Origin of the sequence: Actinomyces oricola (genome assembly GCF_004104015.1) — a bacterium.
Classification (GTDB): Bacteria; Actinomycetota; Actinomycetes; order Actinomycetales; family Actinomycetaceae; genus Actinomyces; species Actinomyces oricola.
In genome coordinates, this window is the sequence record NZ_RYFV01000023.1 from 38713 (window position 1) to 53342 (window position 14630).

Sequence of the window (14630 nt, forward strand, 5' to 3'; positions counted from 1 at the left end):
TGCATCCCGCCACCGCGCTGCGCCCGGTGTGCGCCGCCCGGCCGCCCCATACCAAGATAACCAAGCAAGATAACCAAGGTATGCGCCGCATACCGAGGCGTGCGCCGCCCCTGGCACAGGCCTGTGCTGACGCCTTGGGGCGCTGTGAGCAAGGCGACGAGCAGACTCACGCCACCCTATTTCGTATTTCTATGCATGACGACGTATGGTCTTCGCATGACGTGGACAGCAGCTGTCGCGGGCGCGACCGGTTACGCCGGGGGAGAGGTCCTTCGTCTCCTAGCCCAGCATCCCCGCATTGAGATTGGCGCCGTCACTGCTAACTCCTCAGCCGGAACCCCCCTGGGCGACCACCACCCCCACCTCGTGGGCCTGGCCAATAAAGTCGTAGCCCCTACGGACGTCAAGCACCTCGCCGGCCACGACATTGTGGTTCTGGCGCTACCGCACGGCGCCTCCGGGGCTATTACGGCCGCCCTGGAAAAGGCCGCCCCCGCCCAAGGGGCCACCTCCCTGCTGATCGACTGCGGCGCCGACCACCGCCTCACCGACTCCGCCTCCTGGACCGCCTTCTACGGTGAGCACAGCCCCTACGCCGAGGCGTGGACCTACGGCATGCCCGAACTCCTCCACGCCGGGGAGGGCGCCGCGGCCGCCCAGCGCGCTGAACTCGCCGCCGCCGCCCGCATTGCGGTGCCCGGGTGCAATGTCACCGCGGTCACCCTGGCCCTCCAGCCCGGCGTTGCCGCGGGACTCATTGACACCGGCCCCCAGGCCCCGCCGATCACGGCCGTCCTGGCCGTGGGCTACTCCGGGGCGGGCAAGTCCCTCAAACCGCACCTGAGCGCCGCCGAGGCGCTGGGCTCGGCCCAGCCCTACGCCGTGGGCGGCACCCACCGACACATCCCCGAGATCATCCAAAACCTCCGGGTCGCCGGCGCCCCGGGCGGCATCCGCCTGTCCTTCACCCCCGTCCTGGTGCCCATGAGCCGCGGCATCCTGGCCACCGTGACCGCACCCATGGCCCCCGCACTGCGCCGGGCCCCCGACCCCGGGCCCCTCCTGCGCAATGCCTGGCAGACCGCCTACGGGCGGGCCGGCGGTGGCGAGCCCCTCGTCCATCTCCTCCCCGAGGGCACCTGGCCGACCACTGGCGCCGTCGCCGGGTCCGGCCTGGCCACCGTCCAGGTCGCCATTGACCGCACAGCCGGCGCCGTTATCGCCATGTGCGCCATTGACAACCTCGGCAAGGGCACAGCCTCCGCGGCACTCCAGTGCCTTAACCTGGCCCGCGGTCTGCCTGAGACCACCGGCATCCTCACCCAAGGAGTTGCACCATGAGTGTTACCGCTGCCACGGGCTTTTCCGCTGCGGGCGTGCGTGCCGGGCTCAAGGCCTCCGGCAGGCCCGACGTGGCCCTCGTGGTCAACAACGGCCCCCTGGCCGTGGCTGCGGGCGTTTTCACCACCAACCGAGTTGTGGCCGCCCCCGTGGTCTGGTCCCGGCAGGCGGTGGCCGACGGCGTGGCGCGGGCCGTCATACTCAACTCCGGCTCGGCCAACGCCTGCACCGGTCAGCGCGGCACCGCCGACACCGCCGCCACCGCCGCCCGCATCGCCGAGCTGCTGGGCTGTCAAGCCGAGGAGGTGCTGGTGTGCTCCACCGGGGTCATTGGTGAGCCCCTGCCCATGGCGGCGCTCCTGGGCGGTGCCGCCGAGGCGGCCGCCTCCCTGGAAACGACCTCTCGGGCCGCCCATGAGGCCGCTTGCGCCATTATGACCACCGACACCGTCCCCAAGGAGGACGCCCTGGATGCCGGCGGGTGGACCATTGGCGGCATGATCAAGGGGGTCGGCATGCTCGCCCCCGGCATGGCCACCATGCTCGCCGTCCTGACCACTGATGCGGTCATTGACGCCCCGACCGCCCGCGCCGCCCTGTCCGCGGCCGTGGCCCGCACCGTCAACCGCATTAACTCTGACGGGTGCATGTCCACCAACGACACTGTTGTGCTCCTGGCCTCCGGCGCCTCAGGTGCCACCCCCGGCCGGGCCGAGTTCGACAAGGCCGTCACCGAGGTGCTGGGGCGCCTGGGCAGGCGCCTCGTGGCCGACGCCGAGGGCGCCACCCACGACATCGCCATCACCGTGACCGGCGCCGCCACCGAGGCCGCCGCCGAGATCGCCGCCCGTACCGTGAGCGCCTCCAACCTTCTGAAGTGCGCCGTGGCCGGGGGCGATCCCAACTGGGGCCGTGTCCTGTCCCAGTTGGGCACCGTCCCCGAGCAGGCGTGCCCCTTCGACCCCGAGCAGGTGGACGTGGCCATCAATGGCGTCACCATCTTCAGCCACGGCGAGCCGGCCACCAGCCGCTCCGAAGTGGACATGAGCGCCCGTGAGACCCGCATCGACATCGCCTTGAACGTTGGTGACGCCCAGGCCACCGTCTGGACCAACGATCTCACCCACGGATACATCACCATTAACGCGGACTACACAACATGAGCTCTCTGACCAAGCACCTGACCCCCCGGCAAAAAGCCTCCGTCCTTCTGGAGGCCATGCCCTGGCTGCGCGCCTACAAGGGCGCCACCATTGTCATTAAGTACGGTGGCAATGCCATGATCGACGAGGACCTCAAACGGGCCTTCGCCGACGACGTCCTCTTCCTCCACCAGGTCGGCCTCAAGCCCGTCGTCGTTCACGGCGGAGGCCCCCAGATCAGTTCCATGCTCTCGCGCCTGGGCATCTCCTCGGAGTTCCGTGGTGGCCTGCGCGTCACCACCCCTGAGGTCATGGATGTGGTGCGCATGGTCCTCACCGGCTCAGTCCAGCGCGAGCTCGTCTCCCTGCTCAATGCCGAAGGATCGGCGGCGGTGGGCATTAGCGGCGAGGACGGCGGGCTCCTGCGCGCCCGCCAGCGCCTGGCCACCGTGGAGGGGGAGAGCGTGGATGTGGGTCTCGTCGGCGATGTCGTCGAGGTGAGCCCCCGCCCCATCCTCGACCTCATTGCCCAGGGCCGCATCCCGGTCATCTCCTCGGTGGCGCCCATGGTCGCGGACTCCACCACCGTCCTCAATGTCAACGCGGACACGGCCGCCGCCGCCATCGCCGTGGCCATTAAAGCCCAGAAGCTCATTGTGCTCACCGACGTCGAGGGCCTGTACTCGGCCTGGCCCGACCGCGCCTCCCTGGTCTCGCGCATTGGCGTGGACGCCCTGGAGGCGCTTCTGCCCGAGCTCTCCTCGGGCATGATCCCCAAAATGGAGGCCTGCCTGCGGGCCGTGCGCGGGGGAGTGGGGCAGGCCCATATTGTCGATGGGCGTCAGCCCCACTCCATGCTCCTGGAGATCGTCACCGACGACGGCGTCGGCACCGTCGTCCACCCCGAGGTTACCGGGTGCTCACGCACCAAGGGGGGCCCAACCCTATGAGCGCCCCTTCTGCCACCGGTGCCGCGGCCGGAGAAGCGCCGGACAACACGACATGGCGCAGGCGTTATGCCGAGGCCGTCATGAACACCTTCGGCACCCCCGACCGCGTCCTGGTGCGTGGCCGCGGCGTCCGCGTCTGGGATGCCGACGGTGCGGAGTACATTGACCTGCTGGCCGGCATTGCCGTCAACTGCCTGGGCCACGCCCATCCCGCCATTGTTACGGCCGTCACCGAGCAGCTCAGCACGCTGGGGCACGTCTCCAACTTCTTCACCACCCCCGCCCAGGTGACTCTGGCCGAGGAGCTGGCCCATCTGACCTTCCCCCGGACGCCGGCCGGTTCCTCCAAAGTCTTCTTGGCCAACTCTGGTACTGAGGCCAACGAGGCGGCCCTCAAGATCGCCCGCCGTCATGGCGGGGCGCAGCGCCCCCGCATTCTGGCGCTCCAGGGCGCCTTCCACGGCCGCACCATGGGCGCCCTGGCCCTGACCCACAAGGCCGCCTACCGAGAGCCCTTTGAACCCCTGCCCGGCGGGGTCGAGTTCATCCCCGCCGGGGACGCGGCCGCTCTGGCCGAGGCCATGGGCCCCGACGTCGCCGCCCTGGTTCTGGAGCCCATCCAGGGGGAGGCCGGTGTGCGCGAATTGCCCGCCGGCTACCTGGAGGCCGCTCGCGAGACCACTGAGAGAGCGGGCGCCCTGCTCATTGTCGACGAGGTCCAAACCGGCATGGGCCGCACCGGGGCCTGGATGGCGCACCACCTCCTGGCCCCCGGGGTGGTGCCCGACGTTGTCACCGTGGCCAAGGGCTTGGGCGGGGGAGTGCCCATTGGAGCCACCCTGGCCACCGGGTCGGCGGCGGACCTACTCGGCCCCGGTCAGCACGGCACCACTTTCGGCGGCAACCCCGTGGCCTGCGCCGCCGCCCTGGCCGTCATCGACACCATCTCCAGGCAGGGCCTGCTGGAGCGAGTCGGTGCTCTGGGCCGGCGCTGGTCCGGGCAACTCGCCTCCGTGCCCGGCGTGGCCCAGGTGCGCGGCCGCGGTCTGCTGCTCGGTCTGGGCCTGGCCGCGGGTGTGGGGGAGGCCGGGCAGGTCGTCCAGGATCTGGTCCGAGCCGGTTTTATTGTCAACGCACCGCGCCCGGACACCCTGCGCCTGGCTCCGCCCTTCATCCTGTCCGATGCCGATGCCGATGCCTTCACCGCGGTGCTCACCGACATCCTCGCCACTAGAACTGCCACAGAAGGTGCCCAATGAGCGAGTCCCCAAGCCCGGCGGCACCAGCCACCAAGGCCGCCCGCCACGCCCTCATTGCCCAAATCCTCACCAAGGAGCGGATTCGCTCTCAAGCCGAACTCAGGGGCGCCCTGGCCGCTCGAGGCGTATCCACCACCCAGGCGACGCTCTCACGCGACCTGGTTGAGCTTCGCGCCACCAAGCTCCGATCTGCCGGCGGCGCCCAGGTTTACGCCATACCGGAGGCCGGGGCGCCCGGACAGGTCAATACCGGCGCCGTGGGGGGCGATGAGTCCCTGGCGGATCACACCACACCCCGCCTGGCCCGCTGGTGCGCCGACCTGCTGGTCACCGCGGAGTGGGCCGGCAGCCAACTGGTGTTGCGCACCCCCGCGGGGGCGGCTCAATTGCTGGCCAGTGCCGTCGACGACGCCATCCTGCCCGATGTACTCGGCTGCATTGCCGGGGACGACACCGTCTTGGTCATTACCCGCTCCGAGCGGGCGGCCGCCCAGGTCGCCGCCCACCTGCTGGCCCTGGCCGACCCCGGCGCTCGCCGTTGAGCCCGGTGCGGGACGGCGGCACCCGGGCGCCGCCGTCCGCCGGCCGGCCTTCCCGGCCGACCTTCTCGACTCACCCGCCCGGCCTCCGGGAGGCGGCCATGGAACCGGGCCGTAACCCCACCAGCTCCCCAACCGAACCCGCTGGACTACGCCAGCACTGCACTCAGGAGGCAGAACCCATGAGCATCCACAAGGACCGCGTCGTCCTGGCCTACTCCGGAGGCCTGGACACCTCTGTTGCCATTGGCTGGATCGGCGAGCAGACGGGTCGCGAGGTCGTCGCCGTCGCCGTCGACGTCGGCCAGGGCGGGGAGGATCTTGAGGTTATCCGCCGGCGGGCCCTGGACTGCGGTGCCGTGGAGGCGTATGTGGCCGATGCCCGCGATGAGTTCGCCACCGACTTCTGCATGCCGGCCCTGAAGGCGAACGCCCTTTACGAGGGCACCTACCCGCTGGTCTCGGCCCTGTCGCGCCCGGTTATTGCCAAGCACCTGGTCAAGGCCGCCCGCCAGTTCGGCGCCCACACCGTGGCCCACGGCTGCACCGGCAAGGGCAACGACCAGGTCCGCTTCGAGGTGTCCATTACCTCCATGGCCCCCGATATGGACTGCATCTCCCCGGTGCGCGACCTGGCCCTGACCCGCGACGTGGCCATTGACTATGCCGAGAAGCACGATCTGCCCATTGAGACCACCAAGCACAACCCCTTCTCCATTGACCAGAACGTGTGGGGCCGTGCCATTGAGACCGGGTTCCTGGAGGACCTGTGGAACGCTCCCACCAAGGACGTCTACGTCTACACCGACGACCCCACCTACCCGCCGCTCCCCGACGAGGTCGTCATCACCTTTGAGACCGGCATCCCGGTGGCCATTGACGGCAAGCCCGTGACCCCCCTGGAGGCCATCCAGGAGATGAACCGCCGCGCCGGGGCCCAGGGCGTGGGGCGCATTGACATGGTCGAGGACCGCCTGGTGGGCATTAAGTCCCGCGAGATCTACGAAGCTCCTGGAGCGGTCGCCCTCATTGAGGCCCACCGGGCCCTGGAGGCCGTGACCTTGGAGCGCCTTCAGCGTCGCTACAAGCGTCAGATGGAGCAGGTCTGGGGCGAACTGGTCTACGAGGCCCAGTGGTATTCCCCGCTCAAGCGCTCCATGGACGCCTTCATCGAGGACACCCAGCGCTACGTCAGCGGCGAGATCCGCATGGTCCTGCACGGCGGGAGGGCCACCGTCAATGGGCGGCGCAGCGAGTCGAGTCTGTACGACTTCAATCTGGCCACCTACGAGACCGGTGACACCTTCGACCAGTCATCCTCGCGCGGCTTCATCGAGATTTATGGCATGCAGTCCAAACTTGCGGCCGCCCGCGACGTGCGCATGGGCCAGGGCGTCGGCTTCTGAGTTCGTCGGGGTTCCTGAGATGAGGGCGCTGCTGCGCGCGGCCCTCAAGGGGCTCCTCTTCCAAGGGCTCATCCACCCCGATTGCGGCTCCGGGCGCGCAGGAGCAATGGGAAACCATTGCGCGCCCGGAGCCGGTTATCCCGGTTATCGATGAACGGCTCGCGGAGTCTTTCAGCGGCGGCGCTGCTTGCCCTTCCTCGCCCCTGACTTGCGGCCATTGCCCGAGGCGCGCGCCGGGGTCTGGGCCCCCTGGGCCGCGGTCTCCGGGTGGCTGCGCAGCCAGCGGGTGTCGTCGTTGGCGTAGGCGTAGTAGGCGCCAATGAGCAGCCCGCCGCCCACGAAGTTGCCCAGCAGTGCGATCGCCACGTTCCCCAGCGCCAAGGGCACGTTAACCCCGTGGGTCAGGCCCACCACCGAGAAAAGCACCGTGTTGGCCACCGAGTGCTCCAGGCCCAGGAAGGCGAAGACGAACACGGCCATGATCATGGAGAAGATCTTGGACCAGTCCTCCTTGATGAAGCCGTTGTAGATGAGCAGCATCGCCAGGTTGATCATGAAGTTGCACAGGATCGCCCGCACGAAGAGGTCCCCCATGGAGGACAGTGAGTCGAGATAGGCGAGCTTGGCCTCCACTGAATGCACTGCCTGGTCGCCGGTGGCACTGTCCACCAGGGTCGAGAAGTGGTACATGACGGCGAAGACCAGGCCGCCCACGAAGTTGCCCAGCAGGCACATGCCCAGCACGCGCAAGCCCCGCAGCCAGGAGATCTTGCGGTAGTAGGCGCCAATGACCACCACCATCATGTTGGAGGTCAGCAGCTCGGACTTGGTGTAGTAGATGAACACCAGGGCCGGGCCGAAGCACAGAGCGCCCAGGATGCGTCCCAGGCCCGCCAAGGAGGCGTCGCCGACCTTAATGCCGTCGAAGACGCCCACAATGGCGTAGTTGACGATGTAGAACACTGCCACGATCATGCCGGCCATGGCGGCGCGCATGAGGTAGCGGTGCGCGATGGTGCCGGTCATCCTGGTCTTGGCGTCCAGGGCCTCAAGGACGGTGGAGATGAACTGCTTGCCGGGGAAGAGGGCGTTTGGAGACTCAGACATGAACCAATGGTTTCATGTTGTGGCCCGAAACACAGGAGACATAAGAACCTCAATCGCAGATTCCCCATGCTCATGGGGGCCTCTACCAGAGCACCGTCAACGCGTTGTGCCACTCGCTAGTGTGAAAACCTTCTACTATGGAGTCTCGGCGGGCCTTAACCGCCCTCGGCCGTGCCTGAGCATTGCCGACGCAGCAGACGGCCGAAGGATCGCATGGGGCAGACAGGGACGCACGCCGCTCCTGCGCGGCAGGAGTCGCGCAGGTTTCTGCCCGCACTGGGCACCTGGGCGTTTTTCCTGACCTTTTCCGGACAAGGGGTTCGTAACATCGTTGGCTGGGTCCCCTTCGGGGGGATTGCCGCCGTCAGCGGTATCCTCCTCCTGCTCGTCTTCGTGCGCGAGGGGCACCGCATCCCTTGGCGCAGCCTGCCCGTGGCCTCCTGCGCCTACACCGCCTTATGCGTGCTCAGCCTGGCCTGGTCCCAGTTCCCCCATGAGACCGCGCTGGCCGCGGCGCTCATGGCCGCCACCAGCGCCACCGGCATCCTGTTGGGCTGCGGCCTATCGTTGCGCCAACTCACCGTGGCCCTCGGACGCGCCCTCGAGGCGACCATTGCCCTGAGCCTGGCCCTGGAGGCGTACGTGGCCCTGATCCTGGGCCGTCCCCTTCCGCCCCTGTATATGCGGCACTGGGAGCACATCCCGCCGTCGTACTACTGGAGCGAGGCCCGCCTGCTCCAGGGCGGGCCGATCCAGGGCATTATCGGCAACCGCAACCCCTTGGCCTTCGTGGCCCTCCTGACGCTCATTTGCGTGGTGGTGCGGTGGCGTGACGATCAGATCAGCCGCTCCCATCTCCTGGTGTGGTCCACCCTGTGCCTGGTCACTCTCCTTTTGACCCGATCCGCTACTGTCACTGTGGCCGCAGTGGTCTGCGGGGCCCTGGCCCTCCTGCTGTGGTGGCTGCGGAGGCTGGAGGGCGGGCGACGACGACGCGCTGTTGTCTTAGCCGCGGGCGCTGGTGTCACCGCGGGGCTCCTAGCACTGGTTTTCCACAGGGGCGTCACCATGCTCCTGGGGCGCAGCTCCGACATGACCGGGCGGTGGGTGATCTGGGAGCGAGTGATCGAGCTGTGGCAGGAACGCCCCATCCTGGGCTGGGGCTGGATTATGTACTGGGAGCCATGGATCCCGCTCTTTCAGACCCTCGTCATACGCCCCGACGGCACCCCTACCATGAGCGCCCACAATGCCTATGTTGAAGCCCTCTTCCAAACCGGGATTGTCGGCGCGCTGCTGATCGTCGTGCTCATGGTCCAGCTGCTGCTGCAAACAGGGCGGTTGGCGCTGCGGTATCTGGACTCCGACCCCTCTGTTCTTCTTCCCGTGCTGTTAACAACGGCTCTGGCCGTGCAGGCGCTGACTGAGTCCCGGCTGCTTTCGGAGGGTAACTGGGTGGTGGTGTGCGCCTTGGGCACCTGGCTGGGACTCTACAGGAGGGTCGAGATGACGGCGAGCCACCGACATGGGCCATGATGGGGCCATGAGCAGTGAGCAGTCCCGGACATCTGACGCCCCCGCCCCCCTGAGCCTGTGGGGCGGCCGTTTCGCGGGCGGCCCCGCCGACGCCCTGGCCGCGCTCAGCGTCTCGACCCACTTCGACTGGCGCCTGGCTCGCTACGACATTGCCGGCTCCCGCGCCCACGCCCGCGCCCTGCATGGCGCGGGACTCCTCGACCAGGGCCAACTCACCGGCATGATCGACGCCTTGAACCGTCTTGAGGAAGACGTGGTTTCCGGCGCCTTCGCCCCTGACCCCGCCGACGAGGACGTTCACACCGCCCTGGAGCGCGGCCTCATGGAGCGTGCCGGCGAGGAGTTGGGGGGGCGCCTGCGGGCGGGCCGCTCCCGCAATGACCAGATCGCCACCCTCATCCGCATGTACCTGCGCGACCAAGCGCGCCACCTCGCCGGGCTGGTCCTGGACGTGGTGGACGCCCTGGTCAACCAGGCCGCGGCCGCCGGCAAGGCGATTATGCCTGGGCGCACCCACCTCCAGCACGCTCAGCCGGTGCTGGTCGCCCACCACCTTCTGGCCCACGCCTGGCCCCTCATGCGCGACGTCGAGCGGCTCATGGACTGGGATGCGCGCGCCGCCGTGAGCCCTTACGGCTCGGGGGCGCTGGCGGGCAACACCCTGGGGCTGGACCCTGACACCGTGGCCGTGGGCCTGGGATTCAACGCCTCGGTGGAGAATTCCATTGACGGCACCTCCGCCCGCGATGTTGTGGCCGAACTCAGTTTTGTTCTGGCCATGGTCGCGGTGGATGTCTCGCGCTTGAGCGAGGAGGTCATTATCTGGAACACCAAGGAGTTCGGCTTCGTCACCCTCGACGATGCCTACTCCACCGGCTCCTCCATTATGCCGCAGAAGAAGAACCCCGATGTGGCCGAGCTGGCCCGAGGCAAGGCCGGGCGTCTTATCGGGGATCTGGCCGGGCTGCTGGCCACCCTCAAGGCCCTGCCGCTGGCCTACAATCGGGACCTGCAAGAGGACAAGGAACCGGTGTTCGACGCCGTCGACACCCTGACGTTCCTTCTTCCGGCCGTAGCGGGCATGGTGGGCACCATGACCTTCCACTATGAGCGCATGGCGGCCCTGGCCCCCCAGGGTTTCTCCCTGGCCACCGACGTCGCCGAGTGGCTGGTCAAGAACGGGGTGCCCTTCCGGGTTGCGCACGAGGTTTCCGGGGCCTGCGTGCGAGTCTGCGAGGAGCGGGGAATCGAACTGTGGGACCTGTCCGACGCCGACTTCGCCGCCATTGACCCCAGACTCACCCCCGAGGTGCGCCAGGTCCTGAGCCTTGAGGGCTCTGTGGCGGCTCGCACCGGCCACGGCGGCACCGCTCCAGTGCGCGTGGCGGAGCAGTTGACCCGCGCCGGCGCCCACTGCGCCGAATTGCGGGCCTTCTCCGGCGAGGGCCCCCTCCTGGAAGAACCCGCGCGGCCGGCCTCAAAGGCGACAGGGCAAGGCACGGGGACCCGAGATGCCTGACGCCGTCGTCCGACCCGGCCGGGACCGGCCGCCTTCCCGCAGGACGGACCAGGGCGCCGGGGCGCAGGCGCCGCCCGGCCCCGCCGATCTGCCCGCGGTCCTGACCGGCCTCCTGGCCGGTGACCCCCTGGAGGTGGCCCCCGCACTCCTGGGGGCGCTGGTCTCCGCCACGGATGCTCACGGCACCGTCTCGGTGCGTCTGACGGAGGTGGAGGCCTACCGCGGTGAAACCGATCCCGGTTCTCACGCCTTCAAGGGCCGGACCGCGCGCAACGCCACCATGTTCGAGGCCGGCGGGGTCATCTACGTCTACCTCACCTACGGGATGCACCACTGCCTCAATATTGTCACCGGCCCCGAAGGCGACTCGCGCGCAGTACTCCTACGCGCCGGAGAGGTCACCGAGGGGCTGGAGCTAGCACGCCGCCGTCGGCCCAAGGCCCGCACCGACCGTGATCTGGCTCGTGGCCCGGGCCGGCTGTGCGCGGCCCTAGGGCTGACCCGAGATGATGACGGTGCCGCCCTGGGGCCGCCCGGGACACGGGTGAGCCTGACCCTGCCCGACCAGCCGGTCGACCCCGCACGGGTGCGCACCGGCCCGCGCACCGGCGTCTCCGGACCCGGTGGCTCCGAGGCCTTCCCCTGGCGCTTCTGGTGCGAGGGCGAACCGACTGTCTCCCCGTACAAACCGGCCTCGCCACGCAGGAGCAAGCAGTGAGCCGGAGTCCAAACACCTACTGGAACCACAATGCCGCCTTCCATAACGAGGTTGTCGCGCACGCCGCCGCTCGGGGAGGCCGGGCGCTCGATGTCGGCTGCGGGGAGGGACTGCTCCTTGAGCGCCTGGCGGGTGTGTGCGACGAGGTCGTGGGGATCGAGCTCGACCCGCCCTCGGTTGAACGAGCCCGCTCCCGGCTGTCGGGCACGCCGGGAGCGAGGGTGCTCCGGGCCGACGTCCTGGATCCGGAGCCGGTTGACGGCCTGGGGACTTTCCAGACCGTCACCTGCGTGGCCGTCCTCCACCACCTGCCGCTGGAGGAAGGGCTGGAGCGCCTGGCGGGCCTGGTGGCGCCGGGCGGGCGGCTCATCGTCGTCGGGCTCGCCGCGAACGCAAGCGCCTGGGATTGGATCGTTTCGGGGGTGAGTGTGCTGCCCGTCCGCGTGGCGAGCCTTTGGCACCACGAGACCCCCGACATTGGCGTGCCGGTGGCTCAGCCCCGTGAGTCCCTGGCCGAGATCCGGCGGGCGGCCGCGCGACTGCTCCCAGGCAGTCGGCTCCGGCGCCGCTTCTACTACCGCTACACCCTGGTCTGGGACCGCCGGGCGGACGAGGTGCGGGAGGTCGACCGGTGAGCGGGGAGGGCAACCAGGCCCCGCTGCGGCTGCGCCGACTCCTGGAGGTCCTGCGCGCCGAGTTGGGGCCGGGCGCCCGCTGGCCCGCCGACTCCGGCTTCGAGATCATGGTTGGGGCGGTGCTGGTCCAGAACACTGCCTGGGGGAACGTGCTGCGCTCCCTGGAGCACCTGCGTGCGGCCGGGGCCCTGGAGCCCACGGCGCTGCTGGCCCTGCCGCTTGAGGGCGAGGGCTCCCTGAGCAGGCTCATCCGCCCCTCGGGTTTCATGACCGGTAAGTCCGCCACCTTGCGCGCCGTCGCCACCTGGCTGACCACGGGGCCGGGGCGCGGGGCCGACTCCTTGGACGACGACGCCTTGCGCTCCTCCCTTATGGGCCTGCGGGGCATTGGGGCGGAGAGTGCCGACGTCATCAGCCTCTACGTGTACGACCGCCCCCGTTTCATCTGGGATACCTACGCCAGGCGGATGCTCGGGGCCTTGGGCGCCCCAGTGGGGCGGGACTACGAGTCCACTCGCCGTCTGCTTGAGGAAGCGGTCAACGCCGAGTCCCTGAGCGCCGCTGAGCACCAGGAACTCCACTGGCTGGTGCTGGAGGCGGGCAAGGCGGCACGGCGGGCGGGCGGCTGGCCGGTCTACGCCCAACGCCTGGGCCTGGCCGGGTGACGCTTGAGCCGGGGCGGCGCCCGCCCGGTTCCGGAGGCGGGTTGACGCGGGCGGGGGAAAGCGGTCATGACAGACTGTGCCCGGGGCAGTCAGCCCCTCCAAGTGAAAGGTAGAACCGTGACCGACGTTCTTGACGAGCTGCAGTGGCGGGGCCTCATTGCCCAGCACACCGACCTCGATGCCCTGCGCACCGCGCTGGGCCAGGGACCGATCACCTTCTATTGCGGCTTCGACCCCACCGGCGCCTCCCTGCACCACGGCCACCTCGTGGCGGTCAAGGTCATGCGCCACCTCCAGCTCGCCGGCCACCGGCCCCTGGCCCTGGTGGGCGGTGCCACCGGCCTCATTGGGGACCCCAGCGGCCGCAATACCGAACGCACCCTTAACAACAAGGACGTCGTGGCTTCTTGGGCTCAGGCGCTCCAGGGGCAGCTGGAGAATCTGCTTGACTTCCAAGGGGAGAACGCCGCGCGGATCGTCAACAACCTGGATTGGACGGCACAGCTGTCCACCATCGACTTCCTGCGCGACATTGGCAGGCACTTCCGCCTGGGGACCATGCTCGCCAAGGACGTCGTCGCACGGCGGCTGGCCGGCGAGGAGGGCATCTCCTTCACCGAGTTCAGCTACCAGATCCTCCAAGCCAATGACTACCTCGAGTTGTACCGGCGCTACGGCTGCACTCTGGAGGTGGGCGGCAACGACCAGTGGGGCAACCTGGTGGGCGGCATGGACCTCATTCACAAGGTCGAGGGCGCCTCGGTTCACATCATGACCAACCCGCTCATCACCAAGGCCGACGGAACCAAGTTCGGTAAGACGGCCGGGGGGGCGGTGTGGCTCAACCCCGAGATGCTCAGCCCCTACGCCTTCTACCAGTTCTGGCTCCAGACCGACGACGCCGACGTCATCCGCTTCCTCAAGGTCTTCACCTTCCTGGGACGCGAGGAGATTGAACACCTGGAGCAGGTGACCGCCGCCAACCCCAAGTCCCGTGAGGCTCAACGCGTCCTGGCCCAGGAGGTCACCACATGGGTGCACGGGGCCGACGCCCTGGAGCAGGCCCAGGCGGCGACGGCGGCCCTGTGGGGGCGCGGCGAGTTGAGCGAGCTGAGCGAGCAAACCCTTGCGGCGGCCACGGCCTCTCTGCCAACCACCGACCTCGTGGTGGGGGAGTCGACCATTGTGGACCTGCTGGTGGGCGCGGGCCTGGAGAGAGGCCGCAACGCCGCCCGCAAGACCGTGGCAGCCGGTGGGGCCTACCTCAACAATGTCAAGGTCACTGACGAGGACAGGCCCGTGGACGCCGGCGACCTGCTGGCCGGGGGCATGATCCTGGTGCGCAAGGGGCGGCGGAACCTGGCAGTCGCACGCCGGTCGTGAGCCGCGCCCGGGGTATTCCCGGGCGCCTCCAACACGGGTGATGGGCGGTGACGGCGCCGTGTGGGCACCGTCACCGCCCGACCATTTGACCGTCGTTGACCTTGTGCGTAATGTTCTCTGCGGCCCGGGGGCCGTTAAGGAGAGATCCTAAAAGTCCTTCCGGGTGTCGATGGCTTCAGAGGGCCGAGAATGGGGATGACGGGGATCACGGATTCCCGGTTTGACCCAAGGAAATCGACTCGCTAAAGTTCATCGAGCGCTTCCGGGAAGAAGCGATCTGCGGAACGCAGGTGGCGAGCCCGGTGGGTGTGTTGTTTGAGATCTCGATAGTGTGTCATGTTTTTTGTGCCTTTTTGTTGGGTTTGTGGTGCTGGGTTTTTGGCTGTGGTCCTGGGGTTGTTGTTCTGGGGTTGTGGTTGGGGGTCTGGTG

The 14630-nt window shown here is 68.7% G+C and carries 14 protein-coding genes; 12 read left to right on the forward strand and 2 right to left on the reverse strand.

Annotated features, from left to right (window positions below):
- The first annotated feature begins 216 nt into the window (after nt 1-216).
- From argC to EUC46_RS09530, 6 genes are all read left to right on the forward strand, one after another.
- On the forward strand, nt 217-1341 hold the full coding sequence (gene argC / locus EUC46_RS09505) for an N-acetyl-gamma-glutamyl-phosphate reductase (protein ID WP_128773926.1): 1125 nt from the start codon (nt 217-219) through the stop codon (nt 1339-1341).
- Nucleotides 1338-2504, forward strand: a complete 1167-nt coding sequence (argJ, locus tag EUC46_RS09510; RefSeq protein WP_128773927.1) for a bifunctional glutamate N-acetyltransferase/amino-acid acetyltransferase ArgJ — start codon at nt 1338-1340, stop codon at nt 2502-2504. The genes argC and argJ overlap by 4 nt, the downstream gene beginning before the upstream one ends.
- Nucleotides 2501-3433, forward strand: a complete 933-nt coding sequence (gene argB, locus EUC46_RS09515) for an acetylglutamate kinase (protein WP_128773928.1) — start codon at nt 2501-2503, stop codon at nt 3431-3433. Before argJ ends, argB begins: the two co-directional genes overlap by 4 nt.
- Complete coding sequence (locus EUC46_RS09520) at nt 3430-4692, forward strand: acetylornithine transaminase (protein ID WP_128773929.1); 1263 nt, start codon at nt 3430-3432, stop codon at nt 4690-4692. The genes argB and EUC46_RS09520 overlap by 4 nt, the downstream gene beginning before the upstream one ends.
- The gene (locus tag EUC46_RS09525) at nt 4689-5234 is read left to right on the forward strand and encodes an arginine repressor (protein WP_128773930.1); all 546 of its coding nucleotides are present in this window, start codon (nt 4689-4691) and stop codon (nt 5232-5234) included. The genes EUC46_RS09520 and EUC46_RS09525 overlap by 4 nt, the downstream gene beginning before the upstream one ends.
- 179 nt (nt 5235-5413) lie before the next feature.
- The gene (locus tag EUC46_RS09530; RefSeq protein WP_128773931.1) at nt 5414-6637 is read left to right on the forward strand and encodes an argininosuccinate synthase; all 1224 of its coding nucleotides are present in this window, start codon (nt 5414-5416) and stop codon (nt 6635-6637) included.
- 171 nt (nt 6638-6808) lie between these two features.
- Here the strand turns inward: EUC46_RS09530 and EUC46_RS09535 are convergent, their stop codons facing one another.
- A complete protein-coding gene (locus EUC46_RS09535) occupies nt 6809-7744 on the reverse strand; it encodes a formate/nitrite transporter family protein (protein WP_128773932.1) in 936 nt (311 codons plus the stop codon).
- 213 nt (nt 7745-7957) lie between these two features.
- Here EUC46_RS09535 and EUC46_RS09540 point away from each other — a divergent pair, with 213 nt between their 5' ends.
- The 6 genes from EUC46_RS09540 (at nt 7958) to tyrS (ending at nt 14200) form a co-directional block, all read left to right on the forward strand.
- Entirely contained in the window at nt 7958-9280 is a 1323-nt protein-coding gene (locus tag EUC46_RS09540) for an O-antigen ligase family protein (RefSeq protein ID WP_128773933.1), read from the forward strand.
- A complete protein-coding gene (gene argH, locus EUC46_RS09545; protein WP_421701645.1) occupies nt 9270-10799 on the forward strand; it encodes an argininosuccinate lyase in 1530 nt (509 codons plus the stop codon). The genes EUC46_RS09540 and argH overlap by 11 nt, the downstream gene beginning before the upstream one ends.
- Complete coding sequence (locus EUC46_RS09550) at nt 10792-11517, forward strand: DNA-3-methyladenine glycosylase (RefSeq protein ID WP_128773935.1); 726 nt, start codon at nt 10792-10794, stop codon at nt 11515-11517. Before argH ends, EUC46_RS09550 begins: the two co-directional genes overlap by 8 nt.
- Entirely contained in the window at nt 11514-12152 is a 639-nt protein-coding gene (locus EUC46_RS09555; protein WP_128773936.1) for a class I SAM-dependent methyltransferase, read from the forward strand. The genes EUC46_RS09550 and EUC46_RS09555 overlap by 4 nt, the downstream gene beginning before the upstream one ends.
- Nucleotides 12149-12817, forward strand: coding sequence for an endonuclease III domain-containing protein (locus EUC46_RS09560; RefSeq protein WP_241655516.1), 669 nt, complete (start codon nt 12149-12151; stop codon nt 12815-12817). The genes EUC46_RS09555 and EUC46_RS09560 overlap by 4 nt, the downstream gene beginning before the upstream one ends.
- 117 nt (nt 12818-12934) lie before the next feature.
- On the forward strand, nt 12935-14200 hold the full coding sequence (gene tyrS / locus EUC46_RS09565) for a tyrosine--tRNA ligase (RefSeq protein ID WP_128773937.1): 1266 nt from the start codon (nt 12935-12937) through the stop codon (nt 14198-14200).
- A 242-nt stretch (nt 14201-14442) separates the two neighbouring features.
- Here tyrS and EUC46_RS12755 read toward each other — a convergent pair.
- Nucleotides 14443-14630, reverse strand: a 188-nt coding sequence (locus EUC46_RS12755) for a hypothetical protein (RefSeq protein WP_206645952.1), incomplete at its 5' end; no start/stop codon positions are given.